We start from the raw sequence: 14,846 nt of genomic DNA, 5'->3' as shown, positions 1-14,846 counted from the left end.
CAAGTGAGAGCCAGGCCGTGAGCGCGTCCGAACCCATCGCCCAACCCGCCGCCCATGCGCGGTCGGGTCGGGCATGGCGGCCGTTCGCGCTCACGGCGCCGGCGCTCATCCTGCTCGTCGCGGTGATCGGGTATCCGCTGCTCACCATCGTGCTGCGCAGCCTGTCGGAACCTGAGTGGGGGCTGCAGAACTATGCCTGGTTCTTCGGCGCGCCGGTCAACCTGACAGTGCTGCAGCGGACTTTCGTCATTTCGGCCTGGGTGACGCTGGTCTGCGTCATCGCGGCCTATCCCTATGCCTATCTGATGACCGCGGTCGGGCCGCGCGTCCGGCTGGTGCTTGTGCTTTGCGTGCTGATCCCGTTCTGGGTGAGTGGTGTGGTGCGAACGCTGTCATGGGTGATCCTGCTGCAGGATTCGGGCGTCATCAATTCGTTGCTGCGCTCGGTCGGGTTCGGCGGCGTCAAGCTGATCCGCACCCAGACCGGCGTTGTCATCGGCATGGCGCAGGTGCTGTTGCCGTTCATGATCCTGCCGCTCTATTCCGTGATGCAAGGCATCGACCTCAGGCTGATGCGTGCGGCGCAAAGCCTCGGTGCGCGGCCGTCGCGCGCGTTCTTCACCGTCTATCTGCCGCTGTCGCTGCCCGGCGTCTATGCCGGCGCGATCATCGTCTTCATCCTGTCGCTCGGCTTCTACATCACGCCTGCTTTGCTCGGCGGTCCGCGCTCGACCATGCTCTCGACGCTGGTGCAGACGCAGGTGCTGAGCCTGCTGCAATGGGGCAGGGGCGGCGCCATGGGCGTCGTTCTGCTGGTCACCACCTTCGTGCTGCTGGCGCTGGCAGCACCCGTGATGCGGTCCAGGCATCGGGAAGCGGGGCGGCGCTGATGGAGATGAAGCCGCTCACCCGCGTTCTTCTCGGGCTCGTCTGCCTGCCGGTGGCGATATGGCTGGTTGCGCCGACGCTGGTCGTGGTGCCGATGTCGTTCAACGAAAACAAATCGCTGGCCTTTCCGCCGCAAGGCTTTTCCTGGCAGTGGTACCAGAATTTCGCCACCAATCCGGACTGGTCGAACAGCTTCCTGAATTCGCTGAAGGTCGCCTCGATCGTGGCGGTGCTGGCGACGGTGCTCGGCACGCTTGCCGCCTTCGGCCTCGACCGCATGAAGGCGCGGCCGGCGAACCTTTTGCGTATGCTGATGCTGACGCCGATGGTGGTGCCGGGCGTGGTGCTGGCGATCGGCATCTATGCCGTCTATCTCGACACGCAGCTCGTCGGGACGCTGCTCGGCTTCGTGCTGGCCCACACCATCCTTGCGCTGCCCTTCGTGCTGATCGCGGTCTCGGCCAGTCTCGAAGTGTTCGACCGCCGGCTGGAGACAGCAGCCGCGAGCCTGGGCGCCGGCGCACTGACCACGTTTCGCACGGTGACGCTGCCGCTGATCGCGCCGGGCGTGCTCTCAGGCCTGCTGTTCGCTTTCGCCACCTCGTTCGACGAGATTGTCGTGTCGCTGTTCATCACGAACCCCTATCTCAAGACATTGCCGGTGCAGATTTTTGCCTCGATCACGCGCGACGCCGATCCGACGGTGGCGGCTGTCGGCACGATCCTGCTTTTCGCGACCACGATCCTGATCGGCGGCGGCATGCTCCTTCTTGGCCGCGAGCGGAAAGGACGCCAATGAATCCGAAGCCGACAAGCAAGGGCGCGGCGATCGATCTCGAAGCGATCAGCAAGGCCTATGGCGGCTTCAAGGCGCTGGACGGCGTGTCGCTGCGCATCGAGCCCGGCGAGTTCATGACGCTGCTCGGCCCCAGCGGCTCGGGCAAGACGACGACGCTCAACGTGATTGCCGGTTTCACCGATGTCACCAGCGGCAAGCTTCTGGTCGGGGAAAAAAGCGTCGTCGGCGTGCCGGCGCACAAGCGCAACATCGGCGTCGTCTTCCAGCATTACGCGCTGTTCCCGCATATGAGCGTCGGCCGCAACGTCGCCTATCCGCTGACGCTTCGCGGCGTCGACCAGGCGACGAGGCAGACACGCGTGGCAAGGGCGCTCGACATGGTCAAGATGGGCGATTTCGCGCATCGCTATCCCAGCGAATTGTCGGGCGGCCAGCAGCAGCGCGTGGCGTTGGCACGCGCCATCGTCTTCGACCCGCCGCTGCTCCTGATGGACGAGCCGCTCGGCGCGCTCGACAAGAAGCTGCGCGAATGGCTTCAGCTCGAGATCAAGCGCATCCATCGCGAACTCGGCACCACCTTCGTCTATGTCACGCACGACCAGGAAGAGGCGCTCGTGCTGTCGGACCGCATCGCCGTGTTCAACCGCGGGCGCATCGAGCAGGTCGGCACCGGCCGCCAGCTCTATGACGAGCCGGCAACGCTGTTCGTCGGTCGCTTCATCGGCGATTCCACCGTGCTGCGCGGCAAGGCGCGCAGCGATGGCAACAGCACCGCGCTGAGCATCGCCGGCGAGACGGTGACGGTACCGCGTAAGCTGTCGGGAGAAGCCAGTCCGGTGATGCTGCTGCGTCCCGAAAAGCTCGCGATCCGAAGAGCCGGCCAAAGTGCTGCCAATGGCGCCAACCGCCTGTCGGGGACGATCGCGGAAGCCATCTATCTCGGCTCGGAATCGAAATACGAAGTTAAGCTCGCCGACGGCTCGGCCGCGATCGTGCGCTCACCGCTGACCGGCGAGAGTTTTGGCCTCGGCGACAAGGTCGAGCTCTGCTTCGACGGCAGCGACGCCAAGCTGCTGGCGGACGACGCAAGCGCCGACACCACACTCACCTGATTCCAATCTGGCCTGATCCCATCTGAAAGTCATTCCATGCAAGCCAAGCGCAACGGCGACATATCGTTCTGGTATGCGGATCTGGGGGCGGTTCCCGTTCCGCGCCCGCACTTGCCTGGAAACATCGAGGCCGATGTCGCCATTGTCGGCGCCGGCTATACTGGCCTGTGGACCGCCTACTATCTGAAAAAGGCGAAGCCATCGCTGCGCGTCGTGATCGTCGAGCGCGAATTTGCCGGCTTCGGCGCTTCGGGGCGCAATGGCGGCTGGCTGTCGGGCGGCTTCAGCTGGTCGCGCGAAAAATATCTCAAGACATCGAGCCGGCAAGGCGTGATGGCGATGCAGGCGGCGATGGCAGGCTGCGTTGATGAAGTGATCCGGGTCGCGACCGAGGAAGGCATCGACGCCGACATTCGCCGCGTCGACAATCTGACGGTGGCCACCAACGCAGCGCAGTTGGAGCGCGTGCGCGAAGAATGCGAGACGATCCGTTCCTGGGATGTCGACCCGAACCGCGTCGAGATGCTGGACGCCGCCTCAACGCGCACGCGCATCAACATCCGTAACGTCATGGGCGGCTTCGTCGTCCATGGCCAGGCGCGGGTGCAGCCGGCCAAGCTGGTGCGTGGGCTTGCCGATGCCGTCGAGCGGCTGGGCGTGCCGATCTATGAGAAGACGACGGTGACAAGCATCGCCAAGGGCAGTGTGACGACAGACCGCGGTACGGTGCAGGCGGAGACGATCATCCGCGCGACCGAGGGTTTTACATCAGGCATCCCCGGCGAGGAGCGGACCTGGCTGGCGCTCAACAGCGCGCAGATCGTGACTGAGCCGCTGCCGCCCGACCTGTGGCGCGACATCGGTTGGGAAGGGCACGAACTGCTCGGCAATGCGGCGCATGCCTATTGCTATGCCCAGCGCACGCGTGAGGGACGCATCACGATGGGCGGACGCGGCGTCCCTTATCGCTACGGCTCGCGCACCGACGTCAACGGCCAGACGCAGCAGGCCACGATCGACCAGCTGCACACGATCCTGACGACGCTCTTGCCGCAGACCAAGGGATGCCGCATCGATCACGCCTGGTGCGGCGTGCTCGGCGTGCCGCGCGACTGGTGCACCACGGTCGGTCTCGATCCCGCGACCCGCATCGGCTGGGCCGGCGGCTATGTCGGCCTCGGCGTGTCCAGCTCCAACCTTTCGGGGCGCACGCTGGCTGACCTTGTTCTCGGGGCAAACACCGAGCTGACGAAGCTGCCCTGGGTCAACCGCAAGGTCAGGCCATGGGAACCGGAGCCCTTCCGCTGGCTGGGCGTGCATTCGATGTACCAGCTTTATCGCATTGCCGATGGCCGCGAGGCGGCAGGGCTTGCGCACACCTCGAAGCTGGCCGCGTTGGCCGACAGCATCACCGGCCACTAAAGCCATTTGTTCTCACGCATTTCCGGGGCAGACCCCTTTCCTGGAATTGCTCTTATCCATGGAGCTAGACTTGATCGATCTTTCGACCTTCCACGATCTCGCCAAGGCCGAGATCGGCGCGTTCTCTCCTAAGCCAACGTCGATTGAAGGGGATCAGGTCGAGGCCGTGCGCTCATTCTTTCAATCGCCGGACGGGACTGTCGATGTCGGCATCTGGGAATGCACGCCCGGCCGCTTCACCGCCGATCGTTCGGACTCGTCGGAGATCTGCCACATCATTTCGGGGCGCGTGGAACTGAGCCGCATCGATGGCAAGGTGCGGGAACTCGGTCCGGGCGATCTCCTCGTCCTGCCGCAGGGCTGGAAGGGCGAGTGGCTGATACGCGAGACCACGCGCAAGCTCTACATGATCCAGAGCGCCGGCTGACCGGCGCTACGGCTATGGCGAGCTCAGTGATCGATCGGCCCCTTCGGCGAGACCAGCGCGGTGCCGGCGGTCGTCGGGCGCTCGATCAGGCGGCGCACGCGCGGCGGTTCGTCGCCGCTGTGCAGCGCCCGCACCCGCTCGCCGACGACGCCGTCGGCATGGGTGGCGCGCCGGTTGTGGCGGATGTATTCCAGCCAGGTCGGCGTGTGGTAGTGCTCGATCCAGACTGCGGGATTTTCTAAGTCCCGAGCCAGCGTCCAGTTGCGGGCGCCGTCGCGGCGGCGGATGCGCCCGCGCTCGGCCATGGTGGCGAGGAATTCGGGCACATCTTCGTCGCGGATAATGTACTCTATCATGATGGCGATGGGGCCGCTGCGCGGCTTCAGGTCGAGGCCGAGATGCGGCTCCTTGAAGCGGTTGAGCGGGTCGAGGTTGAGAGTCGTCTGCTGCGGCAGCGGCAGGAACAGGCCGATCGCGCCGCCAACAAGCATCGCGATGGCCGCCGCAATCAGCGCGGTTTCGGCGCCATGCGCATCGGCAACGACGCCCCAGATCCAGCTGCCCAGCGCAATGCCGCCGAAGGTCGCCGTCTGGTAAACCGACAGCACCCGGCCGACGACCCAGCGCGGCGTCGACATCTGCACCGTGACGTTGAAATGCGACAGCGCGATCACCCAGCAGGCGCCGCCGATGAGCAGACCCGCCGCGGTCTGCCAAGCATTGTGGCTGATGGCGGCGTTGAAGGCGCAGACGGCAAAGCCGGCGAAGGCCATGCGCACCATCGTCTCGCTGGACAGCAATTGTCTGAGACGCACGCTGATCAGCGCGCCGCCGACGGCGCCGATGCCGAAGGCGCCTAGCATGATGCCGTAGGTCAAGGCATCGCCCTTGACGACGTCGCGCGCCACCAGCGGCAGCAGCGCCAAAACCGCGCCGGCACTGAAGCCGAAGGCGGAGCCCCTGACCAGCACCTTGCCGATGTTGGGCGACATGGCGACATAGCGCAGGCCGGCGCCCATGGCGGCGCCCAGCGTCTCGCGCGGCAGCGTCGAAACCGGCAGTTCCGGCTTCCAGCGGAAGAGCACGATGATGAGACCTATATAGCTCAGCGCATTGGCGGCGAAGGCAGCAGCCGCACCAGCGGCGGCAACGATGATGCCGCCGATCGCCGGGCCGACGCTGCGCGTCAGGTTGAAGCCCAGCGAATTCAGCGCAACCGCCGCCGGCAGCTTGTTGCGTGGCACCATGTCGCCGACCGATGCCTGCCAGGACGGGTTGTTGAGCGCGGTGCCGCTGTCGATCAGGAAGGTGAAGGCAAGCAGCGTCCACGGTGTCATCCAGCCGTTCCAGGTGAACAGCGTTAGAAGTGCAGAGACGACCAGCATGAAGATTTGGGCGATCAGCATCACCTTGCGCCGGTTGAAGCTGTCGGCGATGGCGCCGGCGACGAGTGCAAACAGCATGATCGGCAGAGTGGCCGAGGCCTGGACCAGCGCCACCTGATAGGGCGACGTGGCGATGGTGGTCATCATCCAGGCGGCGCCGACGCCCTGGATCAGGCCACCGAAATTCGACACCAGGCTGGCCGACCAGACGGCGCGGAAGATGCCGTGCCGGAACGGCGCCAGCGCCGAAACGCGTTCGCTGTCCGGCTCGTCATCGATCATCAGACCTGTCCCACCTTAACGTGCTGGTTTCGTCCGCCGGGACGACAATCATGGCATCCGTTTGAAATAGAGCACGACATCCAAAAGGGCGAACGCGTCTTCGAAAAAGATCATGGTCCAACAACAGGATAGCAAGGCGAAAATACGTCAGCCGGGAAGGGTTCGCTACCCAGAGCGATGTTCTCATTGGTCCACTGCTCGGGGCTGTCGGCCGCGAGCGAAGTCAGCTTCTGTCCCGGGCAGCGGTATGCAAGGCTTCGGTCAGCGTGCCTGTCGTCTCGCCGCCGGCGTGAAGGCGCAGGAAAAGCTCCATGCCGACAAGCCGCAGCCTGGACGGTTGCTCGCGCCGCGCCAACTGGACCATGTCCTCCAAATTCGCGGCGGGCCATTTCAAGGCATCGCGCAGGAAACCGCCGCGTAGCAAAGTCTCCGTGCCGGCCGAAAATTGCGACGACATCTCGAAGCCGATCTTGCGCGCCTGGACGTTCTGGCGCGGAATATGCTTTTCAGCGACCTTTCGCAAAAGCCATTTTCCTGTTTTGTCGCGGTATTTCTGCCGCCTCGGCAAATGGATGGCGAAGTCGATCAGGCGGTTTTCCAGGAACGGGACCCGCAGTTCCACGGACGCCGCCATGCTCAGCCGGTCGTGCCGGTGCAGTATGTCCTGCAGATGCGAATAGAGGTCGTAGAGGCAACTACCGAGAAAGGCGCGATCCGCGGGCGGCATAACCGGCTCCAGGCGGTCGAAGATCTCGGTTTGCAGGAAATTCAGCTCCGGCGACAAAGCACGCAGGACCATGCTGCGATCCATTTGTGAGTGGCTTCCAGCCGAGACCTTGTAGGGGGCATGACGCTGTTGCTCGAATCTCCGGTCGAGCGAGCGCTTCGAATGGACCAGGCGCCGGGGCCACGACCAGGAACGCCACTTCTTCATGCTCAAGGCCTGCAAGGGGTAGCCGCCAAACAATTCGTCTGCGCCTTCGCCGGTGAGCAGCACCTTGACACCATCGGCCCGGCATCGTTCGGCAAGCGCCAGCAGTGCGACATGGCTGGCGTGCCAGCCATCGCTTTCAAGATGCCAGATTACCCTTGGCCAAAGTTCGAAAAACCGGTTCCTGTCGACCGGCACCCGGCGCAAGGGCACGCCGACATGGCGGCCGGTGCGTTCGGCGTCTTCGGCCTCGCTGTTGCCGAGCTGCGGGTCGACGACATAACCGTGGACTTCCGGCCTGAACCGCTTTGCCAGCGCCGTTATCAGGCCGGAATCGACACCGCTGCTGCAGGCGGTGGCAACGCTGGTATCGGCGATNCAGACGTGTGCTCTTCCGATCTCAGGCCGGAATCGACACCGCTGCTGCAGGCGGTGGCAACGCTGGTATCGGCGATGCAGTGAAGTCCGACGCTGTCCTTGAGCAACGCCTCGAGCGTCGCCATGTGTTCAGCATCAGCGGATGCATCGCCGGTAATGCGCGCGGTCTCCAGCACGTCCAGCACATGCCAGAAGCGGCGCTTCTCGATAACGCCATCGGTGATCTTCCACAGGCCGGCGGGCGGCAGGCGCTCGATGCGGTCGAACAGGCTGTAGCTGGAATCGCGGCTCTGCCAGGCAAGCCGCAAGGTGATCTCGCGGCTGTCGATGTCGCGCGGAAAACCGTCGCAGGCGAGGATCGCCTTGTCCTCCGAGGCGAACAGGATTCGCTCCGGCGTGTCGGCCACCGACATCGGCTTGATCCCAAGACGGTCACGCGCAAGCCACAGCGCACTGCTGCGAGCGTCGAAATAGGCGAAGGAAAACATCCCGTCGAACAGCGGCACGGCTTTTTCGGGACCCCAGTGATGCAAGGCTTCGAGAACCACTTCGGCATCGCAGATGGTTCGAAAGACGACGCCTTGCGCCTGCAGCGTTTCGCGCAACGAGCGGTAATTGTAGACCTCGCCATTGTAGACGAGAACGCCATCGCCGGAAGAAGTCAGCATCGGCTCACGGGCGGCGGGCGAGGGATCGATGATGGTCAGTCGGCGGTGACCGAGGGCCAGCCGATTGTTGTGCCAGCTGTCATGATCGTCGGGGCCGCGATGTACCAGCGCCTGCATCATGCTGGCGACATCCGACAGGTCGTTGGCGTCGATCGGGTTTCGTTTGCGCCAGACGCCGGCTATTCCGCACATGGCCTGCCGGTGAGTTCTGCCTGAGTCATGGCCTGCAATCTAGCCGGAACACAGCCGCCTGCAAGCGCTGCCTAGAACCCGTTTTCAATGCGCTCGAAGATGACGTTGGTGAAGGCCGAGATCTGGCTGCCGATGAACGGACCGGTCAGCGCCACGACCAGCATGATGGCGACGATCTTGGGCACGAAGGTCAGGGTGATTTCCTGGATCTGGGTCAGGGCCTGGATCAGGGCAATGCCGATGCCGACCACCATGGCGACCAGCACCACCGGCGCGGAAGCAACAAGCACCGTCCATACCGCGTACTGGACGATGTCGAGTGCGTCGGCCTCGTTCATGTGAGCGCGCCTCTATGGAACTGTCTAGCTGGCCGGCTTTATCGAAACGCCCGCGCCGACCGGCACTTCGGTGCCGTTCTGCAGCACGGCGATCACGCCGTTGCTTGCAAGCCTGACCGAGGCCACGACGCCGGTCGTCTTGCCGTCGGCCGAGGTGATCGAGCGGCCGATCAAGGCATCGGCCTGCGACAGCGCCGACGACTGCATGATCTGGTCGAGCTTGGTGTTGGTCTGCACGGATTGCTCTACCTGCGAGAAGGTGGCGAGCTGGGCGACATACTGTGTCGAATCCATCGGTTTCGTCGGATCCTGGTTCTTCATCTCGGCGATCAGCAGCTTCAGGAACGACTGGTAGTCGACCGCTGTCTTCGACGTCTGCTGGGTGCCCTGGTTGGCGCCCGTGGGGATCGTCGTCGTCATGTCCACATTCATCAGTATTGTGCTCCCACGGCCAGCGGGCGCTTCGCACCCTGAACATCGTCATTGCCGCCAAGTGCGCGGCGTTCGAGCGGATAAAGCGCACGGATAGCCTTCAGCGCTTCATAGATATGGTCTTCGCCGACCATGCGGTCGATCTGCTTCAGCGCGCCACTGATCTGCTCATCCTCGAAGCTTGCCAAAAGCAAGGGCAGCGAGCGGCGGAACATGGCGCGCGCCTCGATGGCGCCGGCCGGGTTCATCAGCATCACCTGCAGGATGAAATAGAGCTGCTTGAGCGGCGTCGAGGCATCGTCGGCCTGGATGACATGGTTCTCGAGCAGGAACTGTACGTCGTTCATCAGCTCGACGGTGACCTTGCGGTCGACGCGGATGACGGCGCCGTTGATGTAGATCTTCTCGTTCGGCTTCAGCGATATCTTCAGCGTGTTGGTCATTGAATGCCGTCCCGGATGATCTGGGACACTTCGATCAGCCCTTCGAAATTGTCGGTGCGGCCTTGGCGGATGTCCTCGGCCTCGCGCAGCAGCCACAGGCCGATGGAGATGAGGTTGGCGCGCAGTTCCTTGGGCAGGACATTGTCGCTGGAACCGAGATCCTCGACGAAGGTGGTCCAGACCCGGTTGGTGAAGTGCAGCGCCTCGACCGCTTGCATCGAGGTGTGGCCGACAGCCGCTGCCGCCGCCAGCATTTCGATCGAGCGGGTCAAAAGCTGCCGCTCGCGATCTTTCGCATCGGCAACGGAGTCGGTCTGGATGTCGGCGTAGGAGAATTGGTACATCGTTTGGCTCTACCGTTGCGGTTGAGATTGTCAGGTCAGGTAGTTCAGCAGGGTCATCTGCTGCAGGCGCGCGGTCAGCGCAAAGGACGTCTCGATATGCTGCGTCAGATCCGCGACGCGGGTGGCTGCCTCGGCGGGGTCGACGCCTTCCAGATCGAGGATATGGCGCTCGAACAGGTCGACCTGCGTCTTCATGCGGTCGCTGGCGTCGGAGACCCGCTTCTCGGCAAGGCCGGTCTCGGCCTGCAGTTGCCCTAGCCCGCCTAGCGCCTCGCCGACCATCGCCTGGGCGCGGCCGACAACGGCGGTCTTCGCCGCCTGGCTGATATTGCCGGAGAGCAGGCCGGTGATCAGGGCGGAAGCCATGGCGAGCTTGCGGATGCTGTCGTCATTGGCGCTGGCCGAGGTCTGGGTGGTTTCGCCCAGCGAAATGCGGCTGACGATCTGCTGGTCGGTAGCGTTCGACCAGTTGGCCTGCCAGCCGGAGCCCATGAACTGCGGCACGACATTGCTGGTGATGAAGCTATCCATCTGGGCGGCGGTGATGTTGGCGGCGAGCGGATCGGCCTGCGTGAAGCCGAAATACGACGAGAAGGAAGCGTCGAACGCCGCCTTGGCCGGCGAGCCGGCGGCAGTGAAGTCGTCGATCGGCTTGACGTCGGTGTTGGTGCCGGCAAACAGATATTCGCCGTTGACGCTGGCGTTTAGGATCGAGGTCATCTGCTGCACGGCGGCCTTGCCGGCTTGCTGCGTGATGGTGCTCGAGGAATTGCCGGCGGCGGTCAGCGCGGTCAGCAAATTCTGCGCAGTGTCGGAAAGCTGGCCAAGCGCAGCCTGCGTCGAGGACAGCCGCGCGGTGACCAGCGAATTGGAATCGATGATGACGTTCAATCGGTCGAGGTCGCGCGAGAAGGTGACCGCCTGCGAGGTGCGCGCGCCGAGCGCCAGACCGACATCGGCGACGGTGCCGGTCGTCGATTCCTTGGTGGCTTTGACCAGTTCGGCCTGCATGCGCATCTGCTGATAGCGCGCGGCGTTGGAGAGGGCGGCTGATGAGACGGATGTGGCTTTCATGGCTTATCCTACGGCATCGAGCAGGGCCGACAGCATGTCGTCGACGGTTTTCATCATGCGCGCCGAGGCCTGATAGGTGTGTTCGAGGTCGAGCAGCAGCGACATCTCCTGGTCGACATTGACGCCGGTGTCGTTGGACAGCGCCTCGGCGGTGCGCGATGCCAGCGCTTCCTTGGCGTCGGCGTTGCTCGAGGCCTGCTGGCGCTGGCCTTCGAACCAGCCAATGGCATTGGCGGCGTAGTCGGACACGCTGGACGTGACGGTGATGCCGGCCGCAGCGTCGAAAGGCATCGGCTTGTCGAGCTTGTCGCCATAGCCGATCAAGAGCTGCGAATAGGAGGCGTTGCCGGCAGTGTTGGCGATATAGGCCGCACCATTGGCGCCGCCGTCGCGCAGCAGCACCGGATTGCCGCCGACGCTCGAGTCCATTGCGGCGTTGACCTTGATCGAGCCGGCAAGCCCGTCGATCAGCGTGCCGGCGGCCGGAATGGCGGGCGCACCCGACCAGGTGAACAGGCCGGTTCGGTCGGGCTGCGAAGGTGCTGTTTCGGCAAAGGCGGTGATGAGGCCGCGCGCCACTTCGTCGAGCTGGCTCTGCATCGTCGCCGCGACGCCGTCGCGCAAGGTGATGAGCCCGGCGAGCTTGCCGTCGGCGCTGGTGTTGCCGCCAGCCCCGGCGCTGACCGGCACATTGTCGATGTAGATGGTGTTGCCTGGTGTGCCGGCCGTGTAGCCCGCCGACGGGGTGAAACTTACCGAGCGCGGAATGGTCTCGAACAGTGTCGTGCCATCCTTGGTGGTGATGACCATGTCGTTGTCGCCACGCGTGAAGGTCGACACCGGCACATAGTCCGCGATCTTCTTCAGCAAAGCGTCGCGCTGGTCGAGCGCGTCGGATGCGTCGGTACCCGAACGGGTTGCGGAGATGACCGCCTTGTTGGCGTCCTGGAACTGACTAAGCAGCGAGTTGAGATCGTTAACCGCCGTTGATATCTCGCCATCGGCCTGGGTGCGGAAATCCTGGATCGCGTTGGTGCCGTCGTTCAGAGCGCGCACCACCTGCTGGGCCGCGTCGATGACGCTGGAGCCGAGGTTCTGGTTGGATGGCGTAGCGGCGTAAAGCTGCAGCGCGTTCTGCAGCTTGCCGATCGCGGTCGAGGCAGAGGAGGCGTTGTCGACGCCGTTGACGGCAACGGCGAGGCGGTCAATTCCGCTGTAAAGCGTGCTCTGGCCGCTCCATGCCGATTGCGCGCTAAGGTTCTGGCGAAACAGCAGGGCGTTGGTGGCGCGCTGGATCTCGACCGAGCGGGCGCCGGGCGCGCTGCTGACGACGACCGCCGTGCGGCGGGCATAGTCGGGGTTGCTGGCGTCGGCAATATTGCGGGAAAGGACGCTGGTCTGCTTCGATGTGGTCTGAAGCGACTGTTGGGCTATGGTCAATGCGGAAGTCAGCGACATGCGGGTCTTTCACGAGGCCAGTGGGGAGGGGATGACGTCTCTGCCCTGTCGGCGGCGTCGGCGTTCGGAAACCTGCAATTCCAGACCACCCCGGCCGGTTTGCCGGTGTGGCCTTGAATTCGAAATCCGCGCACCGCGCTGCTCTGGTTTGGGTTCATTCCCCTGGCGCCCGTCGTTTATCTCTTCAGGTTGACAAGGACATCCATGAGGTCGGAACCGGTCTGGAACACTTTCGAGTTAGCGGTGTAGCTGCGCTGCGCCGCGATCATGTTGGTCAATTCCTCGGCGATATCGACGTTGGAATTTTCCAACGCGCCGGAGATGATGCTGCCGAGCTTGCCTTCATTGGCGAAGCCGATGCGCACGGTGCCGGAGTCGGTGGACTGCGCATAGACATTGCCAGGCAGTGCGGTGAGGTTGTCGGCGCTCTGGACGTCGGCCAGTGGGATCTTGAACAGCGGCTTGGTCGAGCCGTCCTGATACTGGGCGTAAATGACTCCGTCCTCGCCGATCTGGATCTTTTCGATCGTGCTGGGCGCGTTGCCGTTGACCTTGGCTTCGGAGACCGTGAAGCCGGTGCCGAGCTGAGTCAGCTTGGACAAATCGAGGTCGAGCGACGCACCGCCCGGTACGGGGATGGTAATCGAATCGACGGCGCCGGTGAGTTTGCCGGTGGTGGTGTCGAAGGTCAGGTTGGCCGTGGCCAGCGCGCCGCCCGTATAGGGAAAGGATGTGCCCGGCGTCGCCTGGGACTGGTCGAACACAGAGACCGACCAGGTGCCGGTCCCGGTGTTGGTGAAATAGAGGTCGAGCAGCTTCTTGTTGCCGAGATTGTCGTAGGTGACCATCGAGGATTTCGACGTGTATTCCGCCGTCGGGCTGTTGGTGGACGGCAGCGCACCGGCGGGCGGCGTGGCGCCGGCCGGCAGATTGGCGTTGAAGTTGCCCGCGGTGCTGGGCGTCGCGGTCATTTCCTGGTCGGAGATCTGGACCGGCACCAGCCCTTCGAAACCGTTGGCGGTGGCAGCCGGTGTGCCGTTGGCGTAGCTGTAGGCCATCAGCTGGTAGCCGGCGGCGTTGACCAGTCTGCCCTGAGCGTCGGGAACGAATGCGCCGGCGCGGGTGAGGAAAGGCGTTCCGCTGGGGTCCTGGACGACGAAGAAACCGTTGCCGTTGACCGCAAGGTCGGAAACCGAGGTCGTGTACTGCAGCACGCCCTGGGCGCTGATGGCCGAGCGGATGGTGGTGTTGACGCCGCCGGAATTATAGGCGCCGCCGACCTGCGGCATGATCAGCGTCGAAAACTCGGCCGAGGATCGCTTGTAGCCGGTGGTGTCGGAATTGGCGATGTTGTCGGCTGTGGCCGAAAGGCGGTTGGCCTGCGCGTTCATGCCGGAAACGCCGGTCCGCATCATTCCGTAAAGGCTCATCGAACGTCTCCTCAATGCCCAACATCGTTGGGCCTATGTCTGTGGTCGCGAGGATATAATTTCTGTCTTGCGCGAGGCTGGCGCAGACCGCCATCAGAACACCAGCCGGTAGCCAAGGAAGCGCTTGGAATCTATCGGGTCCTGGCCGAGCTTTTCGCGCAGCTTCTTGCGCAATTTGGAGATGTGGCTCTCAACGACGTTCTCCTCGACCTCTTCGTCGAAGATGCCGTAGATGGCGTTGAAGACCTGGGTCTTGGTGACGCGGCGTCCGCGGTTGCTCGCCAGATATTCGAGGATGCGGCGTTCGCGGCGCGGCAGAGGCAACGGCTGGCCATCGATCTCGGGATCGCGGCCGTCCATGAAGATGCGCATGGCGCCGATCTCGGTATAGCTGACGTCCTCATGGGCGCGGCGGCGGATGGCGGTGATGCGGGCCAGGATCTCCCGGATATGGACCGGCTTGCGGATGACGTCGTCGACACCGCTCTCGAACAGCCGCAGCGTATTTTCAAGCGAGTGCTGTTCGCTGAGCGCGATAACCGGAGCGCCGGTGCGGTCGCGGATCTGGCGTGGCGAGATGGCGCCTTCGCGGCAGTCGCCGATGAGGAAGGCTCGGACCGATCGCAAATCCGTGTCGGCGGCCGATGTCACCCACTCGCCGAATTCACCGGACGCGAAGCCTGCACAGGCGACGCCCTCACGATCGAAAAGTGAATTATAGCCTTCAGTTACGAGCTCACGCTCGTCAACGATTACAATCATCGGCCCCGCCTCCGAATCAGATCATCTGCCCCGTGGGAAGAGCCGTAACCGGTGCCGGGAATCCTGAACAACCATCATTTC

Annotated in this window: 16 protein-coding genes; 5 read left to right on the top strand and 11 right to left on the bottom strand. The window is 63.9% G+C overall.

The features are described 5' to 3' along the window. The first annotated feature begins 17 nt into the window (after positions 1-17). Genes X771_RS162880 through X771_RS162900 form a run of 5 tightly spaced genes read left to right on the top strand, consistent with a single transcriptional unit; the run spans position 18 to position 4,648 of the window. Positions 18-890 (top strand): ABC transporter permease, encoded by an 873-nt coding sequence (locus tag X771_RS162880; protein ID WP_023686367.1) that lies wholly within the window; start codon positions 18-20, stop codon positions 888-890. Beyond that, a complete protein-coding gene (locus X771_RS162885; RefSeq protein WP_023686366.1) occupies positions 890-1,687 on the top strand; it encodes an ABC transporter permease in 798 nt (265 codons plus the stop codon). The genes X771_RS162880 and X771_RS162885 overlap by 1 nt, the downstream gene beginning before the upstream one ends. Continuing rightward, positions 1,684-2,799 carry an ABC transporter ATP-binding protein gene (locus X771_RS162890; protein ID WP_023686365.1) on the top strand — a complete coding sequence of 372 codons (1,116 nt, stop codon included), beginning with the start codon at positions 1,684-1,686 and terminating at the stop codon, positions 2,797-2,799. The genes X771_RS162885 and X771_RS162890 overlap by 4 nt, the downstream gene beginning before the upstream one ends. 36 nt (positions 2,800-2,835) lie before the next feature. After that, the gene (locus X771_RS162895; protein ID WP_023686364.1) at positions 2,836-4,221 is read left to right on the top strand and encodes an FAD-binding oxidoreductase; all 1,386 of its coding nucleotides are present in this window, start codon (positions 2,836-2,838) and stop codon (positions 4,219-4,221) included. A 58-nt stretch (positions 4,222-4,279) separates the two neighbouring features. Beyond that, positions 4,280-4,648 carry a cupin domain-containing protein gene (locus X771_RS162900; protein ID WP_084012952.1) on the top strand — a complete coding sequence of 123 codons (369 nt, stop codon included), beginning with the start codon at positions 4,280-4,282 and terminating at the stop codon, positions 4,646-4,648. Positions 4,649-4,671: 23 nt separating this feature from the next. On the opposite strand, the gene X771_RS162905 is transcribed toward X771_RS162900, so the two are convergent. From X771_RS162905 to X771_RS162955, 11 genes are all read right to left on the bottom strand, one after another. Further along, complete coding sequence (locus tag X771_RS162905; protein ID WP_023686362.1) at positions 4,672-6,315, bottom strand: MFS transporter; 1,644 nt, start codon at positions 6,313-6,315, stop codon at positions 4,672-4,674. A gap of 223 nt (positions 6,316-6,538) precedes the next feature. After that, complete coding sequence (locus X771_RS162910) at positions 6,539-7,570, bottom strand: asparagine synthase C-terminal domain-containing protein (protein ID WP_245262515.1); 1,032 nt, start codon at positions 7,568-7,570, stop codon at positions 6,539-6,541. Further along, positions 7,570-8,484, bottom strand: coding sequence for a hypothetical protein (locus X771_RS162915; protein WP_023686360.1), 915 nt, complete (start codon positions 8,482-8,484; stop codon positions 7,570-7,572). Before X771_RS162915 ends, X771_RS162910 begins: the two co-directional genes overlap by 1 nt. Positions 8,485-8,555: 71 nt before the next feature. Next, entirely contained in the window at positions 8,556-8,822 is a 267-nt protein-coding gene (gene fliQ, locus X771_RS162920; protein ID WP_023671896.1) for a flagellar biosynthesis protein FliQ, read from the bottom strand. A 24-nt stretch (positions 8,823-8,846) separates the two neighbouring features. Then, the gene (gene flgD / locus X771_RS162925; protein ID WP_023683289.1) at positions 8,847-9,254 is read right to left on the bottom strand and encodes a flagellar hook assembly protein FlgD; all 408 of its coding nucleotides are present in this window, start codon (positions 9,252-9,254) and stop codon (positions 8,847-8,849) included. Then, entirely contained in the window at positions 9,254-9,697 is a 444-nt protein-coding gene (gene flbT, locus X771_RS162930; RefSeq protein WP_023683290.1) for a flagellar biosynthesis repressor FlbT, read from the bottom strand. The genes flgD and flbT overlap by 1 nt, the downstream gene beginning before the upstream one ends. Then, positions 9,694-10,041: a flagellar biosynthesis regulator FlaF gene (gene flaF / locus X771_RS162935; protein WP_023686359.1), complete on the bottom strand. Its 348-nt coding sequence runs from the start codon at positions 10,039-10,041 to the stop codon at positions 9,694-9,696. The genes flbT and flaF overlap by 4 nt, the downstream gene beginning before the upstream one ends. Before the next feature lie 30 nt (positions 10,042-10,071). After that, entirely contained in the window at positions 10,072-11,115 is a 1,044-nt protein-coding gene (locus tag X771_RS162940) for a flagellar hook-associated family protein (protein ID WP_023686358.1), read from the bottom strand. Between the two features lie 3 nt (positions 11,116-11,118). Next, complete coding sequence (flgK, locus tag X771_RS162945) at positions 11,119-12,573, bottom strand: flagellar hook-associated protein FlgK (RefSeq protein ID WP_023686357.1); 1,455 nt, start codon at positions 12,571-12,573, stop codon at positions 11,119-11,121. A 176-nt stretch (positions 12,574-12,749) separates the two neighbouring features. After that, positions 12,750-14,003: a flagellar hook protein FlgE gene (locus X771_RS162950; protein ID WP_023686356.1), complete on the bottom strand. Its 1,254-nt coding sequence runs from the start codon at positions 14,001-14,003 to the stop codon at positions 12,750-12,752. A gap of 93 nt (positions 14,004-14,096) precedes the next feature. Further along, positions 14,097-14,765 (bottom strand): response regulator transcription factor, encoded by a 669-nt coding sequence (locus tag X771_RS162955; RefSeq protein WP_023683295.1) that lies wholly within the window; start codon positions 14,763-14,765, stop codon positions 14,097-14,099. Positions 14,766-14,846 lie beyond the last annotated feature (81 nt).

The sequence above is a fragment of the Mesorhizobium sp. LSJC269B00 genome (assembly GCF_000502815.1).
Taxonomy (GTDB): domain Bacteria; phylum Pseudomonadota; class Alphaproteobacteria; order Rhizobiales; family Rhizobiaceae; genus Mesorhizobium.
Note: the sequence above shows the minus strand (reverse complement) of the source record. Positions and strands in the feature narration are given on the sequence as shown.